The organism is Halarchaeum salinum, assembly GCF_039520965.1.
Lineage (GTDB): Archaea > Halobacteriota > Halobacteria > Halobacteriales > Halobacteriaceae > Halarchaeum > Halarchaeum salinum.
The window spans coordinates 1-16,567 of record NZ_BAAABL010000083.1 but is presented as its reverse complement, the minus strand read 5'-3'; the positions used below and the strand labels follow the sequence as shown (position 1 = coordinate 16,567).

The following is a 16,567-nucleotide window of genomic DNA, read 5'->3' as shown; positions in this document are numbered from 1 at the left end:
CTCGCGGTCGCGGCGATACCGATTTACCGATCCCACCCCACCGTCAGCCTATGCCGTTCGGCCTCTCCACGGCGTCGTTCCCGATGCAGGTCCTCCTCGGGGTCTATCTCGGCCTCCTCACGGGCGTCATCCCCGCGCTCGTCTGCTTCGGGTTTGGCTTCGCCTTCAAGCACGTCACCGGGCTCACGATTCCCGCGCTCGGTGTCGTCGTCCTCGGAATCGCCATCGCCGGCATCAACGGCGGGCTGATGGCGTTCAACGACGTGACTGTCGTCCAGTCCATCAACAGCGTCGCGCTCGTTACCGCGCTCGTCGTCGTCCTGATGGGGTGTTTCTACGCACACGCGAAGGGCGACGCGCTCGGCGCGAGCCTCCCGAAACACTTCTCCTTCAAGCGCCTGCGCGAGCGCACCCTCGCGAAGGACGTCGTCGACCTTGTCGGGGGCATCGGACAGGTCCGCGTTCCAATCGTCGGGACTGTCGGCGACATGGAGGGGTATCCGCCGCTCCCCGAATCCCTCCGCACCGAGATCACCGCGGTCAACTGGACGTTCCCCGCCGACCTCCCGCTCGCCGAACTCGAACGCCGCTTCGAGGAGCGCCTCCACGCGGAGTTCGACGTCGCGGACGCCGACGTCCGCATCGACGAGCGCGCCCGTGCGACCGTCGTCGTCGCACCACCGCTCTCCGGCGTCTCCAAGCGCGTCCCTCGCGGCGAGCGCGCTGTCTCCGTCAGTGCGCTCGTTCCAACCGGCGTCGCGCGCGGTGATGCTGTCTCCCTCCACACCGACGCGGGTGACTGCACCGGGACCGTCGTCGCCGCCAAGAGCGGCGAACCGACCGGCGAGGCCGAGAACGGGGATGCACCGGCGACACCCGCCGCGACCGACGGCGGGACCGACACCGGGACGCCCGCACGCACCGCCGCACCGGTCACCACCGGCGGCGACGGCCGGATCACCGTCGCGACCGATCGCGCGAGCGCGGAGACGCTCGTCGCCGCGAGCGAGGGAGCTGTCGTCGTTACGGCCCGCGGGACGCGCCGAGAGTTCGAACTGCTCTCCCTCCTCCGACGTACCGGCAACCGTGTGCGGCGGCTCACCGTCCGTGCCGGTGGCCCGCTCGACCGGACGACGCTCGGCGAGGCCGACGTCCGGGATACCTACGGCGTCGCCGTCATCGCGCTCCGTCACGACGGCTCGTGGACGGTCGCACCGCGCGGCGACACGGCCGTCTCGGGCGGCGACGACTGCTTCGTCGTCGGGTCGCGCGAGAAGCTGAACGCCTTCGCGGAGGCGGTCGCGTGATGGTCGTTTCCATGCCCGCGCTCGCGGCCGTCGCTGAATCCACGCTCACGCCCGCGGTCGCGTTGCCCCTGCAGTCCGGGGCCGTCGACTACGTCGGCGTGTTGACCCGCGGGGCGATCCGGATCGCCGGGCTCGGCGTCTTCTCCTTCCTCGTCGCACTCTGCGTGAGCGCCCTCTACCGGTGGTACTTCCGACAGGCCGTGAGCGCCGCCCTCGGAACGTTCGCCGGTGTCGCCGGCGTCGCGCTCTACTTGAACACGAAGACGGCGTTCGCGTCCGTCGTCGCCAACCAGGCGGCGGTGTTCGACCCTGGCGAGATCGTGTTCAACCTCGCGGCGTTCGCGGTCGCAGTCGCGCTCGGTGCGCCGGGCGCGCGCGGAGGTGACCGCCTCGCCGTCGAGGCCTTCGCGTTCCTCGGCACCCGCGAGGTCGACGGCGAAGTCGGCCAACTCGTCAAGGTTGTCGGGCGCGTCGTCGCCGTCGAGATCCCGGACGAGATCGACGACGTCGACGGCTACGACCCCGTCGCGGAGGAGACGAAGGAGAAGATGGCGAACAAGACGCTGCTCTTCCCGCGCGGGCTCACCGTCGCGGACCTCGAAGCGCGCGTCGCCGCCCGCCTCCGCGAGGACTACGACGTCGGCTACGTCGATATTGACCTCGACGCGAACGGTACGGTGAAATATTTCGCCGTCGGCACCCGCCTCGCCGGTATCGGGCCGACGCTCGGACCGGGAATGGGTGCCGTCGCCGTCCGCGCCGACCCGCCGAACGACGCCGGGCCGGGCGACGTCGTGCAGGTATGGCGGACCGATCCGACGCCCGAGCGCGTCGCAACCGGCGAACTCCGTGGCGTCGCCGACGACGTCGCCACGCTCGCGCTCGACGCCGCGGACGCCGAGCGGATCGCCGGCGGCGACTATCGACTGCTCACGCTCCCGAACGACCCGAGCGCCGACCGGCAGTTCGCCTCCGTCCTCCGCGGTGCCGACGAGACCATGGCGACCGTCACCGTCCGCGAGGGGAGCGCGCTCGCGGACGGCACAGTCGGTGACATCAAGACGATCGTCGCCGCCGTTCGCCCGGCGGACGGGTCGATCGATCCAATCCCGTCGCGTGCTCGCCCGCTCGCCGTCGGCGACGTCCTCTACCTCGTCGCCCGCCCCGAGACCGTCCGCGAGGTTGAGGCGGCCGCCAGCGCGACCGCCGAACGTGGCGGCGAGGGCGACGCCTGACGACAGCCTGATACCGCGCGCGCCCGCAGTGCGCGTATGGAGTGGAAGCTGTTCGCGGACCTCGCGGAGGTCGCCGACGACGACCACATCGCGGTGTCCGTTTCCGCGGATGCGACGGTCGCTGACGCCCTCGACGCCCTCCTCGCCGACCGGCCGGCGCTGCGCGAGCGCGTCCTCGACGACGACGGGACGCTCTACGACCACGTCAACCTCCTCCGCAACGGCCGGGACGCGTCGCTCGCCGACGACGCCGCGCCCGACGACGAACTCGCGCTCTTCCCGCCCGTCAGCGGCGGCTAGACGCTACGCGTCACCCGTAGTGTTCGCCGACGATGCCGTGCAGCGTGCGCACGGCGACGTCCACGCTCCCGTCGAACGCTACGAACACCCCCGCGTCGTCCGAGCGCGGCCAGAAGTGCGCGACCGTCCCGTCCGCGAAGAGCCTGAGTTTTCCCTCGACGTCGCCGAGGTCGTCGAACAGCGTCTCCTGAAACCCCCGATTGATGTCGCCGAGTACGACGTCCTCGTAGATCGCGTCGAGATCCGGATCGTCGTACGCCGCCGTGACGGCCGCGTCCCGATAGTGGACGGTGTATCCCTCCCGGTCGTAGGTCGCCACCGCCCGAAGCCCATCACCGTACGCCTCCCGGAGGCGTTCGACGAGCGCCGTCGTCGGCTCGCGTTCGCTCATGCGCGACCGGTACGCGGAACGCACGGATGGCGCTTGTGCCCGTGGCGACGGCGTCGCGCACACCCGAACGGTTTTGCGCGTGCCGTCTCGAAACCGGGTGTGGTCACCCCGTACCCGCTCGTCTCCGGGCCGGCCGCCCTCGCCTTCTGGACCGTCTACGCCGTCGCGTTCGGCCCCGATCTCGTGCGGACGCTCCGCGAGGACGACCCGGATCCCGACGCCGTCCGGGACGCGGGCTCGAAGTACGTCATCGCCGCCTGCAACGCCGGGAGCTACGGGCTCGCCGTCCTCCTCGCCGTCGGCGTCCCCGCGGCGACGATCCGGCCCGCCCGTACCGCCGTCTTCGTCTGCGGCCTCGGCGTGACGCTCGTCGGCGCGGCGCTCCGGTGGTACGCGATCCGGGCGCTCGCCGACGCCTTCCACGGCACCGTGCACGTCGAACGCGACCAGTCGGTCGTCGAAGTCGGCCCCTACCGGTGGGTTCGTCACCCCTCCTACACGGGCGGGATATTGATGTTTCTCGGCATCGCGCTCGCACTCACGAACTGGCTGAGCCTCCTCGCCGTCTGCGTGGGCGTCGCCGTCGGCTACGGCTACCGGATTCGAATCGAAGAACGCGCGCTGCGTGCGACGCTCGGCGACGCGTACGCGGCGTACGCGGAACGAACGTCGTACCGCCTCGTGCCATACGTCTACTGAGTACCCCTACCGCGCCGGCTCGGGCACCGAGCGCTCGCTCAGCTCGCCCGCGAGCGGCGTCCGCATCGCCTCCGCGGGGGAGTCGGTGTTGGCGAGCGCCCACATCAGCTTCGTCTTCGCCGTCCCCGGCAGGAGGTCCTCGCCCTCGATGACGCCCGCGTCGAGCAGGTCGCGCCCGGTGTCGTACACCCGATCGCAGACCCGGCCGCCGAGACACTGCGAGGTCATCACGACCGTCGTCCCGGCGGCCGTGAGGTCGTCGATCACGTCCACGAGGTCCGAATTCACATGACCGAGGCCCGTCCCCTCGATGACGACGCCGGCACGGCCCTCCAACATTTCGAGGAACGACGGATCCATGCCGGGCGTGAACGTCACGAGCTCGACGTCCGGTTCGAGCGCCGGTTCGAGCGCGAGGTTCGCCTCGCCGCGCGCCGCGAGGTCAGCCGCCTCGTCGTAGCTGACCGTCTCGTCGTCGTAGTCGACGTGGCCGATCGGCGACCCGCCGACGGTCTCGAAGGCGTCGCGCCGGGACGTGTGGGCCTTCCGGACGCGCGTCCCGCGGTGGAGCGCACACCGGTCGTCGGACTGGCTTGCGTGCATGCAGACCATCACCTCGGCGATGTCCGACTTCGCGGCCTCGACCGCGCAGACAGCGTTCATCACGTTGTCCGAGGAGGGCCGGTCCGCCGACCGCTGGCTACCCGTGAAGACGACCGGGACTGGCGTGTCGAGCATGAAGGAGAGGACGGAGGCCGAATACTGCATCGTGTCCGTCCCATGCATCACGACGACGCCGTCCGCGCCGTTCGCGATCTCCTCGCGGACGGCTTCGGCGAGTTCGCGCCAGATCGAGGGGTCCATGTTCTCGGAGAGAATGTTCGCGACGACTCGTCCACGATAGTTCGCGCGCCCCGCGAGGTCCGGGACGGCGCGGAGGACGTCCTCGGCGTCGAACTGCGCTGTCACCGCGCCCGTGCGGTAGTCGACCGTGGAGGCGATCGTCCCGCCGGTGCTGATGAGCGCGATCGTGGGTAGGTCCTCGTCGAAGGCGACCTCGGACGCCTCACCCTCGTTCTCGCCGGCGTTCCCGTCGATGGCGTAGACGTCCGATTCGAGTACCTCGACGTCGGCGTCTTCGCGCTCGATGCCGACGTTGTAGCCGCTCTCCAACTTCACGACGAGGTGCTCCGGCGTCGAGGAGGGCAGGAGCACGCCCTCGTTCACCTGTCCGTCGCGCTCGACGCGGACGCGGTCCCCTGAGTGCATGGGGGAGAATCGCGCGCCGTCGACCTTGAAACCATCCGTTCGACGGCGGACGAACGAAGCGCACCGAGCGTCGACCAGCGCGGCCTGTGGCTCCACCATCGATGCCGTCGGGGCAAGAACCATACGCCCCGCCCACGCACGGACGCGTATGTCTCGCGACGACGCGTTCGGGGAGGTGGGAGCGGGCGCGGACCGAACCGGCGGCGCGAGCGACCGGGCCGGCGGCCTTCGCGCGCGTGTCGGGCGGCTCTTTTCGCCCCGTGTCTTCTTGCTCGCGCTCGTCGTCGCCGCTGTGGGCCTGTTCGTCGGTGGCCGCGTCCCGTTCGTCGGGTCGCTGACGCGCTTCGTCGGTCTCGCCGTTGCCACGTTCGCGCTCGGCGTCGTCGTTGCTCGTCGATCCTACGTCGAAGTCGCACTCGCCGCAGCGCTCGCATCGGTCTGCACCGTTCTTCTCGGCCTACTCACGTCGGCGTTCCTCCCGATCACCGTCGACTTCCTCGCGCGTTCCGGCGCAGCGCTCGCGCTCGGCGTCGGTGTGTTCGGTGCACTCGTCGGAACGGCCGGCTACTACTTCGGGCGCGACCTGCGCGACGGGGTCACGCGGAGCCTGTGACGCTCCAGCCACCCTCGTCGTCGGGTTCGAGGATGCCCCGATCGTGGAGGTCGTTGAGCGCGTGCTCGACGACGTCGGCGGGCGCGTCGACGCGCCGTGAGAGCGTCTCGATGCCATCCGCGCCGTCCGCGACGGCCGCGACGACCTCCGCGTAGAGACCCTCGTGGTCGTCGGCCTCGATCGTCTCCGCGAGGTCGTCCCGGACGTCCGCGAGGCGGCCCTGGACCCAGCGCTGTGCGAGCGAGAGCTCGCGCTCCAAGTTCTCCAATTCCGCGAGGTCGTCGGCGAGCGACGCGACGGCCGCCTCCGGGTCGCCATCGCCGTCCACGTCGGCATCGACGTCGGTGTTGCCGGCTGTCACGCCGTCGATTGAGAGGTGGTGACACCGCGTCAGATCGAGGTCGCGGCTCGCCGGGTAGGCCGATTTCGCGCCGAAGCCGTGGCGCGAGACGGTGACTTCGAGCCGGAGGTTCCGCGCGATGTTGAAATATTTGCGGCGTTTCTCGTCCGTCCGGCTCTCGACGAGCCCCGCCTCCTCGAGGCGACGGAGGTGGTCGATGACGGCTTTCGGGGAGACCCCGAGGTATTCGCTGATCTCGGTGACGTAGCAGGGCTTGCGCGCGAGTAAGCGCAGGATGCGACGCCTGTTCTCGTTGCCGAGGAGGTCTAATAGTGCCCCGGAGTCCATGCGACGCTCATAGTTGTCGCCACGCGCTCAAAAGGGTAGCGCAGTGGGCCGTCTCGCCGATGGCTTTTTCAGCTATCGTGAGAGAGTATAACACACATGTTCGAGGTGTTCTCGACCGGCTACTACCTCGGACGGCTCTACGTCGAACCGTCCGACGACGGCACGGCCGCGCTCCAGCGCCGCCAACACGAACGCGTCAACGAGCAGGTGTACGCGGGCGAGGGGCTCGCGCGCACCGACTATCCGCTCGTCATGAAGGTCGGTACCCGACACTATCGCGTCGAGGGCGACGCGGACGTCCCCGCGGACACCCTCGTCGTCCCGCGCGAGACGCTCGAGGACGCCGGCGTCGACAATCCGCCCGCGCTCGCCGAGGTGCTGCTCGCCCGTCCCGACCACGCCCGGCGGCTCTTCGAGGTCGGTGCGGTGTAACCCAGGCCGGAACCCATAAGCGCCGTCCGTCCCCGGTTCGGAGCATGCTGGATCGACTCCTCGGTCGGGCCTCCCTGAAGGAGCGGATCGCCGAACTGGAGGACGAGACCGACTCCCTCCGGGCGCAACTGGACGCGGAGAACGAGCGCCGCCGCGAGGCCGTCGCCGCGCGCAACGAGGCCGAGGAGACGATCAACCGACTGGAGGACCGCATTACCGAACTGGAGGACCGCGTCGAGCGTGCCGAATCCGGCAACGGCGCGAGCGCCGACTACCGCGCGGGCGAGGCACTCCGCGGCGCGCGCCTCGACGACGTGCTCGGCCGGCTCGCGGGCATCGAAACCGACCCCGAAGGCGCGCTCACTGCGATGGTGCCCGACGAACACGACATTCCCAAGCCGGTGAGTGACGTCCTCGGCGAGCGCGCCCCACTCGTCGAACGCGCTGCACCCTGCATCGTTTGTGTCGACGACGCCTCGCTCGTCGCCGCGACGCTCGCCCCGCCGCTCGCCCCCGACGCCTTCTGCGAGTGGGGCGACGCTTTCCGCCTCGACCGGTCGTGGTTCGTTCCCACGGGTCGGTACGCCCTCGCGCTCGTCCGCGCCGACCTGTTCGCCGTCGGGGTCTACGACGCGACCGGCGACGCCGTCGAACGCGTCCACGCCGAGGGCTTCGAGAGCGACGTGAAGGCCAAACACTCGAAGGGCGGCTTCTCCCAGTCGCGCTTCGAGCGCCGCCGCGAGAGCCAGATCGACGAGCACCTCGACGACGCCCGGGACGCCCTCGCCGCCCTCGACGACGAATACGGCTACGACGCCTGCTACGTCACCGGCCAGACGACGCTCCTCGGGGAGTTCGACGCCGACGCCCGCGCGCCCTCGGACGCGAGCGGCGACCCCCGTGAGGCCCTCGGTGCCGCCGCGCGGGACTTCTGGAGCGTCCCCTATCACTCCCTGTAACCCCGTCTGGTAACCGTTAAATCGTTCTCCTACCACCGATACCGTATGCGTATCGCCATTCTCGCGCACGAGAAGTTCCCGGACGGTGCGAAGACGGCGACCGGCGTCCTCCGCTACGGGACGCACGACGTCGTCGCCGTGCTCGACCGCGACCGCGACGGCGAGCGCGTCGCCGACTGCGACGCCTCCCTCCCGGACGCGCCCATCGTCGCGTCGCTCAGCGAACTCAACGAACCGCTCGACGCCCTCCTCATCGGCATCTCGCCCATCGGCGGCGGCTTCGACGAGTCGTGGCGACCCGACGTCCGCGCCGCCCTCGAACGCGGCTGCGACGTCATCTCCGGGCTCCACTACTTCCTCGAAGACGACAGCGAGTTCCGCACCCTCGCCGAGGAACACGGCTGCGAGCTCTGGGACGTCCGCCGGCCGCCGACCGACCTCGGCGTCGCGGACGGCGTCGCCGACAGCGTCGACGCGACCGTGATCGCCACCGTCGGGACCGACTGCAGCGTCGGGAAGATGACGACGACGTTCGAGCTCGTCGCGGCCGCCCGCGAGCGCGGCGTCGACGCTGCCGTGGTCCCCACGGGCCAGACCGGCATCATGGCCGAGGGGTGGGGCTACCCCATCGACCGCGTCGTCTCCGACTTCGCCGCCGGTGCGGTCGAGGAGTTGATTCTGGAGCGCGGCAACGACCACGACTACCTCTTCGTCGAGGGGCAGGCGAGCATCGCCCACCCCGCCTACTCGGGCGTCTCGACGGCCATCCTCCACGGCTCGATGGCGGACGAACTCGTGCTCTGCCACGCGACCGACCGCGAGCGCTTCCACGGCTTCAGTCAGGCCCTCCCCACCATCTCGGACTTCGTCGCCCTCCACGAGTCGCTGGCCGCGCCCGTCGGCGGGAGCGAGGTCGTCGCCGGCGCGCTGAACACCCGCACCGTCGACGACGACGCCGCCGCCGACGCGGCCGTCGAGGAGTACGCCGACGCGCTCGGTCTGCCCGCCGCCGACCCGATCCGGCAGGGGCCCGACGCCATCCTCGACGCGGTACTGTGAGCCTCGACACCGAGTTCGAGCGCCTCTCCCTCCCGCTCGAACACGAGTTCGGTATCTCGCGGGGCTCCTCGGCGACCGCCGAGAACGTCGTCGTCCGCGTCACCGACGACGACGGCACGACGGGCATCGGCGCGGCCTCGCCCTCGGCGCACTACGGCGAGACGGTCGCGACGGTCGAGGCTGTCCTCCCCGATCTGCTCGCCGCCGTTGAGCGCATCGGCGATCCGGCCAACCACCAGCGTATCGCGGCAGCGATGGACGAGGTTGTCCGCGCCAACCCGGCCGCGCGTGCCGCCGTCGATATCGCCTGCTGTGACCTCGCTGCGACACGCGCCGGGCTCCCGCTCTTTCGCTACTGGGGGCTCGACCCCGCGAGCGCGCCCGAGACGTCGTTCACGATCGGCCTCGACAACATCGACCGGATGCGCGCGAAGACCCGGGAGGCAATCGATGCGGGCTACGGGACCCTGAAGGTGAAACTCGGAACGTCGCGCGACCGCGAGATCGTCGCGGCGGTCCGCGAGGCCGCGCCGGACGCGACGCTCCGCGTGGACGCGAACGAAGCGTGGACGCCCCGTGAGGCCGTCACGAACACCGAGTGGCTCGCCGACTTCGATGTCGAGTTCGTCGAGCAGCCGGTCCCCGCGGCGAACCCGGACGGGATGCGCTTCGTCCGCGAGTACGGCGCGCTCCCGGTCGCCGCCGACGAGTCGTGCGTGACGCTCGCCGACGTGTCCGAGGTGGCCGAGATCGCGGACATCGCGAACGTGAAGCTGATGAAGTGTGGCGGGCCGAGCGAGGCCCGGAAGCTGATCCATGCCGCCCGCGCGGGCGGGCTGGACGTGATGCTCGGCTGTATGGTGTCGACGAACGCCGCCATCGCGGCCGCCGCGCACCTCGCGCCGCTCGTCGACTACGCGGACCTCGACGGGTCGCTTCTCCTCACCGAGGACCCGTACACCGGAGTCCCGATGCCCAAGGGCGAGATCGACCTCGACGCCATCGAGCGGTCAGGGACGGGCGTGCGACTGGCCGAGTGAGCGTGCTGCTGGCCGCGTGTGGCACCTGTGGCGAACGGGTGGCGCGCACCGTCCCCGCCGGCGACCGCGCCACCGTTTCGCGGTGGCCGCCGACGGGCGGCAGGGTCAGGTCATGCGTCCGGGTGGGTGCGCTATCCCGTTTCAACCCGCCGTCGGGGTGCTCTCGCTTCGAGGATGCCGCCGGACGGACACGCTTATGTGGGGCGTTGGCCGTATCACGGCCCATGAGCGAGATCACGGTCACGCTCCCCGACGGCTCCGAACTCGACGCGGAGGCCGGGGAGACGGTCGAGGACGTCGCGTATCGCATCGGCGAGGGCCTCGGCCGCGACACGGTTGCCGGCGTCGTCGACGGGGAACTCGTCTCGAAGGACGACCCCCTCACCGAGGACTGCCGAATCGAGATCGTGACGGACTCCTCCGAGGAGTATCTCGACGTCCTCCGTCACACTGCCGCACACGTCTTCGCACAGGCGCTCCAACGGCTCTACCCCGAGGTCAGTCTCACTATCGGCCCGTACACGGACGAGGGGTTCTACTACGACATCCACGGTGTCGACCTCGACGAGGACGACCTCGACGAGATCCAGAGTGAAGCCGAGGCCATCATCGAGGAGGACCTCGACGTCGAGCGCGTCACGATGGACCGCGAGGACGCCCTCGAATACTACGACGACAACCCGTTCAAACGCGAGATCCTCAAGGAGGAGGCCGCGGGCGAGGACCCGGTCACCTTCTACCGACAGGGCGAGTTTCAGGACCTCTGTAAGGGCCCGCACGTCGCGTCCACGGGCGAGATCGGCGGCTTCGAGCTGCTGGAGATCTCCGCCTCCTACTGGCGCGGCGACGAGGAGAACGAGACTCTCACGCGCGTCTACGGCACGGCCTTCGAGACCCAGGAGGACCTCGACGACCACCTCGCGATGCTCGCGGCGGCCGAGGAGCGCGATCACCGCAAGCTCGCGCGCGAACTCGACCTCTTCAGCATCCCCGAGCATTCGCCGGGCTGCGTCCACTACCACCCGAACGGGATGGCGATCCGGCGCGAACTCGAGGAGTACGTTCGCGAGAAGAACGACGATCTCGGCTTCGATGAGGTTCGCACGCCCGAACTGAACAAGACGGACCTCTGGAAGCCCACCGGCCACTACGAGACGTTCACCGAGAACGGCGAGATGTTCGCGTGGGAGCAGGACGACACCGAGTACGGCCTGAAGCCGATGAACTGCGCGAACCACGCACACATCTACGACTCGGATACCCACTCCTACCGGGACCTCCCGCTTCGCTTCTCCGAGTTCGGGAACGTCTACCGCAACGAGCAGAGTGGGGAGCTCTCCGGGCTCCTCCGCGTGCGCGGGATGACGCAGGATGACGGCCACGCGTTCGTCCGCCCCGACCAGATTCAGGGCGAAATCCTCGACATCCTCCAGGCCATCGAGGAGATCTACGGCCACTTCGGGCTCGACGTCCTCTACAAACTGGAGACGCGCGGCGAGGGCGCGATGGGATCGAAGGACATCTGGAACCAGGCGACCGACGCGCTCATCGACGCCATGCGCGAGGAGGACCTCGACTACGACGTCGAGGAGGGAGAGGCGGCCTTCTACGGCCCGAAGATCGGGATCAACGCCCGCGACGCCCTCGGGCGCGAGTGGACAATCGGCACCGTGCAGGTCGACTTCAACATCCCGCGGAACCTCGATCTCACCTACGTCGGCGAGGACAACGAGGAGCACCACCCGGTGATGATCCACCGCGCCCTCCTCGGGAGCTTCGAGCGCTTCATGGGCGTGATGATCGAGCACTTCGACGGGAAGTTCCCGACGTGGCTCGCTCCCGAGCAGGTGCGCGTCCTGCCGATCAGCGACGACAACCTCGACTATGCCCGCGAGATCGAGGCTGAACTTGACGACTATCGCGTCGAGGTCGAGGATCGCTCGTGGACGATCGGGAAGAAGATCCAGCAGGCCCACGAGGACCGCGTCCCCTACATGGTCATCGTCGGCGGCGACGAGGAGGCGGAGAACGTCATCAGCGTCCGCGACCGCATGGAACGCGAGGCGAACGACGTCTCTCGCCCCGAGTTCCGCCAGCACCTCGAACGCGAGGTCGCGCAGAAACACCTCGAACCGACGTTCCTCGCCGGCAGATGAGTGGCGCGGTGAAGCCGGCGGGGGCATACCTCGTCGGTGAGCGGTGCGAGCCGGCAGGGACGCACTTCGTCGGCCGATAGCGCATCATGGACGCGGACCGATTCGGTATCGGACTCTCCGTCTCGCTGGCCTGGCTGCTCGGCCCGCTCGCACTACTCGCGTGGGCGACGACGCTCCCGTTCTTGCTCCCGAGTCTCGGGCCCTCGGCGTACGTGCTCGCGACGCGCGAGCGGTCGTGGCGCGCTGTCGCTCGGGAGGTCGCGATCGGGCAGGCGGTCGGCGTGCTGGTCGCCGCCGTCGCGGTACGCGTCTTCGTCGGGCCCCTCGCGAGCATCACGCTCCTCCCGCACACCGTCGTCGGCCTCCACCAGATCGTGGCGGTGGTGGTCGCCGTCGTCGCGGCGACGCTCGGGATGACTGTCTTCGAGGCGCGTCACGCGCCGGCCTACGCGACGGTGCTCATCTTCGCGCTCGGCATCCCCGCGCGGGCGATCGATGTCCTCGTCTTCCTCGGCGGCGTGGCGATGCTCCTCGTGCTTGACGCGCTCCGCGTGCGGGCTTAGGCTCGTGCGCGGACAGCGAGCACGGGGGCGTCCGAACTCCGGATGACGCGCTCGGTGACGCTCCCGGTGAGTACGTGTGCGAGCCCGGTCCGCCCGTGCGTCCCCATCACGACGACATCGATGTCGTGCGTTCGCGCGTAGTCCACGATGATGCGCGAGGGGGTTCCCGTCTCGACGGTGCGCTCGACGTCGAGGCCGCGTTCGCGCGCCTCCTCGGCGACCGTCTCGGTGGTCCGCTCACTCGTCGTCTGCACCGCCGCGGCGAACGCCCCGGGGTTCCCGACGGCCGTCGCGCCCTCGCCGGTCGTGACGACCGAGAGGACGTGGACGGTGGCGTCGTGCTCCGCCGCGAGGTCAAGCGCGTGGGCGACCCCGTCCGCCGCGGCGTCGCTCCCGTCAGTCGGCACGAGCACGGTGTCGTACATGGTCGTTCATGTGTTATTCGCCATCGGTTGTTAACTTTTCGCACGCACTAGCCGTCGTCGTCGACGCCCGCACGCTCGCCGTTTTTCGCCTCGGTCTCGCCCCAGTCGAGGCTCCGCGAGCGGTCCGTCTCGCGGAGGATGAACGGGCCGATGGAGAGCGTCCGCTTCGTCACCGTCACGATCCGCAGGATGTACGCGAGGAGGACCGCGAACGGCAGGAGGGAGACGGCGACGGCCGCGCTCACCACGACGATGAGCGTCTTGACGCCCAGCACCGTCCCCGGGAAGAGCGTCGGCTCCAGGTAGATGATGCCGGCGATCGCCGTCACCAGCGCCGGCAGCGACGCGTAGAGCATCGTCCGCGAGAGGTCGATGAGCGCCCACTGGAAGTAAAGCGTCTTGAAGTGTTCGCGTGCCGGCCCGAAGAGCTCCAGCGCGTCCACGAGTTCGTCGAGCGCGTCCAGCGCGCGCTCGGAAAGCGCGTCCTCGTTCTCAGCGCGGAGACGGCGAGCGGCGTAGAGCTTCCACGAGTAGTTGTAATTGAGCGCGGAGAACACGACATCGAACTCGCCGAACTGCGACCCTTCGAGGTTGTCCGCGACCGTCCCGGCGTTCTCCTCGACGCTCTCGACGAATCGCTCGACCTGTTCGGAGAGGTCGTCGTCGTCGACATCCGCGACGGACTCCCGCACGGCCTCCGCGCGGCGCTTCGTGAGCTTCACGAGCGAGCGGAGGAACGCCGACGGCTGGGCGGGGCTCACTGGCTCCTCGATGACGTCCTCGACGTCTGCGCGGAAGCGCATCGCGCCCTCCATGCGCTCGCGCTGGTCGCCCACCGGCCCCTGCTCCTGGGAGAGGACGAGCTGGCTCAGCGTCAACACGAGCGTAACGCCCGTGATTATCGAGCCGAGAAGCCCCTGAAACAGCGTTTCGAGCGGGTCCTCACTGGTGAGCAACTCCGGCGTCCCGACCGGATGGAGCTGTCCGAGGACGACCAGTGCGAGGAACACCGACGCGACGATCCCGCCCGCGACGAGCCGCCGGTCGGCGATGAGCAAGACCCAGAACTTCCGACTGCTCTCTGGCACGCGCTCGCGCATCGTGTTGCTCGGCCGGTCGTCGGTACCCGACATGTGCTGATCAACGGCGGGCGACGGGAAAAGCCCTCGTGGCCGGCGCTACGTCGACGAGTCGTCTTTCCCTGCGTCTTCCTCCTCGCGGAGCTCCTCGAGTTCGGCGTCGACGGCTGATTCGTCGATCTCCGACTCGTCGACGGCGGACTCGGCCTCGTCGACCGACGCGCTCGTTTCGCCCCCGCTCGACGCCTGCTCTCCCCCGTTCTCCGCGCGTAGCGTCTCCAGCTCCGCCTCGACCTCGCGGTTCGAACGGCCCTGCGAAAGCTCGCGGTCGATGGCGTCCTCGTCACTGAGCTGATCTTCGAAGACGCCGCGCTCCGTCAGCTCGTCCATCGCGGCCGCGCGGGCCTCCATGTCGTCCGTGCGCTCTTCGGCACGTTCGATGGCACGCCCAATGTCCGCCATCTCGTCACCGACGCCCGTCATCGCCTCCGAGACGCGGTTCTGTGCTTCGGCGGCCTCGTAGCGCGCCTTCATCGTCTCCTTTTTCGTGCGGAAGCGCTCGATGCGCTCTTGGAGCTGGCTCTTCTTCTCCTCTAAGTCCGACTGGGTGGACTCCAGGGAGGCAATCTGGTCTTCCATCTCCTCGATGCTCTCCAGCTTTGCCTGCTTTTTCTCCAGGGCGCGTCGCGCGAGGTCCTCGCGATCCTGGCGCATCGCCTCGCGCGCCTGCTCGTTGTGTTTCTCGACGTTCTCCTGGAGGCGCTCGCGCTGGACTTCGAGTCGCTTCTTCTGTGCGACGAGGTCGGCGAGCCCCCGCTCGACGTCCTTCAGCTCGTCGCGCATCTGTTCGTACGAATAGTCGAGCGTCTCCGTCGGGTCCTCCGCTCGGTTGAGGAGCGAGTTGACCTTCGAGCGGACGACGTAGGAGGCGCGCGAGAGTAGACCCATGGCCCGACGTAGTGGGCCGAAGGGTAATAGTCCTCACCCGCGTCCGTCCACGCGTGACCGGCGAGACGGTACTCGTGCCAGGCGCACGGCGCGCCGTCGGGACGCTGTACGGGTCCACGGGGGGGAGCGACGCCTGCGTCGTCGCGTGTCCCCCGCACCCGCAGTCCGGCGGCCATCGCCGTGACACGCGACTCGCCGCCGTCAGCGATGCCCTCGGCGAGCGCGGGATCGCCTGCCTCCGACTCGGCTACGGCGGGTGGGATCGCGGCTACGGCGAGCGCGAGGACGCGCGCAACGCCCTTCGGTGGATACGAGACCGTTACGACACCGTCGGGCTGTTCGGGTACAGCTTCGGCGCGTCGATCGCCGCGCTCGCCGCCGCGGGCGTCGACCCGTGCCCCGCCGCCGTCGCACTTCTCGCGCCGATCGCCGGCGTCGAGGCCGACGATCTCGACGTCGTCCCAGCGGTCGAGGCGCTCGACGCGCCGTTGTGCCTCGTCGTCGGTGCACAGGACACGACGGCGAACTGGTGGCCGGTTGTCGCGGCTGCTGAATCGGCCGGCGCAACTGCTGAACCAGACGGTGCGACCGTGACGACGCTCGACGCCGACCACGGCTTTGCGGACCATGTGGACGAAATCGCCGCCGCGATCGCGTCATTCCTCGCCGCCGAACTCAGGGCGTGAGGACGGCGCGGAAGCGGACCTCGCTCGCGAGCATCTTCTCGTAGGCGTCCTGTGCGTCGCCGAGGTCGAACGTCTCGATCTCCGGGGTGACGTCCCGGAGCGCGCTGAACTCGAGGGTGTCCTCCGAGTCGCGTGCGGTACCGGAGGCCCACCCGGAGACGGAGCCGCGGACGCCGACGAGCGCGCCCGCGTGGACGCCGACCGGCTCGCCGGGGATCCCGACTGCGATCACTTCGCCGTCGGTATCGAGGCCGCCGACGACGGACTCGATGGCGGGCGCGGAGGGTGCGGTGGCGAGCACGACGCTCGCGCCGCCGAGTTTCTGGAGCTCCTCCGCGGCCGCCGTCGCCTCCGTGTCGACGTAGTGGTCGGCACCGAGGTCGAGGGCGCGCTCTTTCTTGTCGGTGCCACGGGAGAGCGCGACGACCTCGAAGCCGGCCTCGTGGGCGTACTGGATACCGAGGTGGCCGAGACCGCCGACGCCTTGGACGGCGACGAGGTCGCCGGGGCGCGCGTCGCTGTTCCGCAGCGCGTTGAACGTCGTGATCCCCGCACAGAGGAGCGGTGCGGCGTCCGCGGCGTCGAGGTCGTCCGGGACGCTCGCGACGGCCTCGTGGGGCGCGACGGTGTACTCCGCGTAGCCGCCGTCGAAGTTGCTCCGTTGAACGCCGACGCCCTCTGCGGATTGTATCGCTGATTTCAGGGGATTTGGACGCCG

At 69.6% G+C, this 16,567-nt stretch carries 19 protein-coding genes; 12 read left to right on the top strand and 7 right to left on the bottom strand.

What is annotated here, in order from left to right; translation table 11 throughout:
- Nucleotides 1–50 precede the first annotated feature (50 nt).
- The 3 genes from ABDZ36_RS13045 to ABDZ36_RS13035 are packed head-to-tail and all read left to right on the top strand — an operon-like array spanning nt 51 to nt 2,842.
- Nucleotides 51–1,307, top strand: coding sequence for a potassium channel family protein (locus ABDZ36_RS13045; RefSeq protein ID WP_211313190.1), 1,257 nt, complete (start codon nt 51–53; stop codon nt 1,305–1,307).
- Nucleotides 1,307–2,542 carry a TrkA C-terminal domain-containing protein gene (locus tag ABDZ36_RS13040; protein ID WP_343749353.1) on the top strand — a complete coding sequence of 412 codons (1,236 nt, stop codon included), beginning with the start codon at nt 1,307–1,309 and terminating at the stop codon, nt 2,540–2,542. The genes ABDZ36_RS13045 and ABDZ36_RS13040 overlap by 1 nt, the downstream gene beginning before the upstream one ends.
- A 36-nt stretch (nt 2,543–2,578) precedes the next feature.
- Nucleotides 2,579–2,842, top strand: coding sequence for a ubiquitin-like small modifier protein 1 (locus ABDZ36_RS13035; protein ID WP_211313189.1), 264 nt, complete (start codon nt 2,579–2,581; stop codon nt 2,840–2,842).
- Nucleotides 2,843–2,852: 10 nt separating this feature from the next.
- Here ABDZ36_RS13035 and ABDZ36_RS13030 read toward each other — a convergent pair whose 3' ends face one another.
- Nucleotides 2,853–3,233, bottom strand: a complete 381-nt coding sequence (locus ABDZ36_RS13030; RefSeq protein WP_211313188.1) for a DUF7522 family protein — start codon at nt 3,231–3,233, stop codon at nt 2,853–2,855.
- 99 nt (nt 3,234–3,332) lie between these two features.
- Between ABDZ36_RS13030 and ABDZ36_RS13025 the strand changes: the two genes are divergently transcribed.
- Nucleotides 3,333–3,932 carry a methyltransferase family protein gene (locus ABDZ36_RS13025; RefSeq protein WP_211313187.1) on the top strand — a complete coding sequence of 200 codons (600 nt, stop codon included), beginning with the start codon at nt 3,333–3,335 and terminating at the stop codon, nt 3,930–3,932.
- A 6-nt stretch (nt 3,933–3,938) separates the two neighbouring features.
- On the opposite strand, the gene gatD is transcribed toward ABDZ36_RS13025, so the two are convergent.
- Nucleotides 3,939–5,201 carry a Glu-tRNA(Gln) amidotransferase subunit GatD gene (gatD, locus tag ABDZ36_RS13020; protein ID WP_211313186.1) on the bottom strand — a complete coding sequence of 421 codons (1,263 nt, stop codon included), beginning with the start codon at nt 5,199–5,201 and terminating at the stop codon, nt 3,939–3,941.
- Between the two features lie 148 nt (nt 5,202–5,349).
- Between gatD and ABDZ36_RS13015 the strand changes: the two genes are divergently transcribed.
- Nucleotides 5,350–5,814 (top strand): hypothetical protein, encoded by a 465-nt coding sequence (locus ABDZ36_RS13015; protein WP_211313185.1) that lies wholly within the window; start codon nt 5,350–5,352, stop codon nt 5,812–5,814.
- Here the strand turns inward: ABDZ36_RS13015 and ABDZ36_RS13010 are convergent.
- Nucleotides 5,798–6,502, bottom strand: a complete 705-nt coding sequence (locus tag ABDZ36_RS13010) for an ArsR/SmtB family transcription factor (protein ID WP_211313184.1) — start codon at nt 6,500–6,502, stop codon at nt 5,798–5,800. The genes ABDZ36_RS13015 and ABDZ36_RS13010 overlap by 17 nt on opposite strands.
- Nucleotides 6,503–6,598: 96 nt before the next feature.
- On the opposite strand from ABDZ36_RS13010, the gene ABDZ36_RS13005 reads away from it, so the two are divergent.
- The 6 genes from ABDZ36_RS13005 to ABDZ36_RS12980 all read left to right on the top strand — a co-directional run bounded on the left by ABDZ36_RS13005 (nt 6,599) and on the right by ABDZ36_RS12980 (nt 12,711).
- A complete protein-coding gene (locus ABDZ36_RS13005) occupies nt 6,599–6,934 on the top strand; it encodes a DUF5802 family protein (RefSeq protein ID WP_211313183.1) in 336 nt (111 codons plus the stop codon).
- Between the two features lie 44 nt (nt 6,935–6,978).
- On the top strand, nt 6,979–7,893 hold the full coding sequence (locus ABDZ36_RS13000; RefSeq protein ID WP_211313182.1) for a Vms1/Ankzf1 family peptidyl-tRNA hydrolase: 915 nt from the start codon (nt 6,979–6,981) through the stop codon (nt 7,891–7,893).
- 45 nt (nt 7,894–7,938) lie between these two features.
- On the top strand, nt 7,939–8,952 hold the full coding sequence (locus ABDZ36_RS12995; protein WP_211313181.1) for an N-acetyltransferase DgcN family protein: 1,014 nt from the start codon (nt 7,939–7,941) through the stop codon (nt 8,950–8,952).
- Complete coding sequence (locus tag ABDZ36_RS12990) at nt 8,949–9,992, top strand: dipeptide epimerase (RefSeq protein ID WP_211313180.1); 1,044 nt, start codon at nt 8,949–8,951, stop codon at nt 9,990–9,992. The genes ABDZ36_RS12995 and ABDZ36_RS12990 overlap by 4 nt, the downstream gene beginning before the upstream one ends.
- Nucleotides 9,993–10,216: 224 nt before the next feature.
- The gene (gene thrS, locus ABDZ36_RS12985; RefSeq protein ID WP_211313179.1) at nt 10,217–12,148 is read left to right on the top strand and encodes a threonine--tRNA ligase; all 1,932 of its coding nucleotides are present in this window, start codon (nt 10,217–10,219) and stop codon (nt 12,146–12,148) included.
- Between the two features lie 86 nt (nt 12,149–12,234).
- Entirely contained in the window at nt 12,235–12,711 is a 477-nt protein-coding gene (locus ABDZ36_RS12980) for an HPP family protein (protein WP_211313178.1), read from the top strand.
- Here ABDZ36_RS12980 and ABDZ36_RS12975 read toward each other — a convergent pair.
- Genes ABDZ36_RS12975 through ABDZ36_RS12965 form a run of 3 tightly spaced genes read right to left on the bottom strand, consistent with a single transcriptional unit; the run spans nt 12,708 to nt 15,163 of the window.
- On the bottom strand, nt 12,708–13,136 hold the full coding sequence (locus tag ABDZ36_RS12975; RefSeq protein WP_211313177.1) for a universal stress protein: 429 nt from the start codon (nt 13,134–13,136) through the stop codon (nt 12,708–12,710). The two genes, ABDZ36_RS12980 and ABDZ36_RS12975, sit on opposite strands and share 4 nt — an antisense overlap.
- Before the next feature lie 47 nt (nt 13,137–13,183).
- Nucleotides 13,184–14,269, bottom strand: a complete 1,086-nt coding sequence (locus tag ABDZ36_RS12970) for a DUF7972 family membrane protein (protein WP_211313176.1) — start codon at nt 14,267–14,269, stop codon at nt 13,184–13,186.
- Nucleotides 14,270–14,314: 45 nt separating this feature from the next.
- Complete coding sequence (locus tag ABDZ36_RS12965; protein WP_211313175.1) at nt 14,315–15,163, bottom strand: PspA/IM30 family protein; 849 nt, start codon at nt 15,161–15,163, stop codon at nt 14,315–14,317.
- 53 nt (nt 15,164–15,216) lie between these two features.
- On the opposite strand from ABDZ36_RS12965, the gene ABDZ36_RS12960 reads away from it, so the two are divergent.
- A complete protein-coding gene (locus tag ABDZ36_RS12960) occupies nt 15,217–15,849 on the top strand; it encodes an alpha/beta hydrolase (protein ID WP_343749352.1) in 633 nt (210 codons plus the stop codon).
- On the opposite strand, the gene ABDZ36_RS12955 is transcribed toward ABDZ36_RS12960, so the two are convergent.
- Nucleotides 15,839–16,567: zinc-binding dehydrogenase (locus tag ABDZ36_RS12955; protein ID WP_343749351.1), on the bottom strand; the 729-nt coding region annotated here is incomplete at its 5' end. The genes ABDZ36_RS12960 and ABDZ36_RS12955 overlap by 11 nt on opposite strands.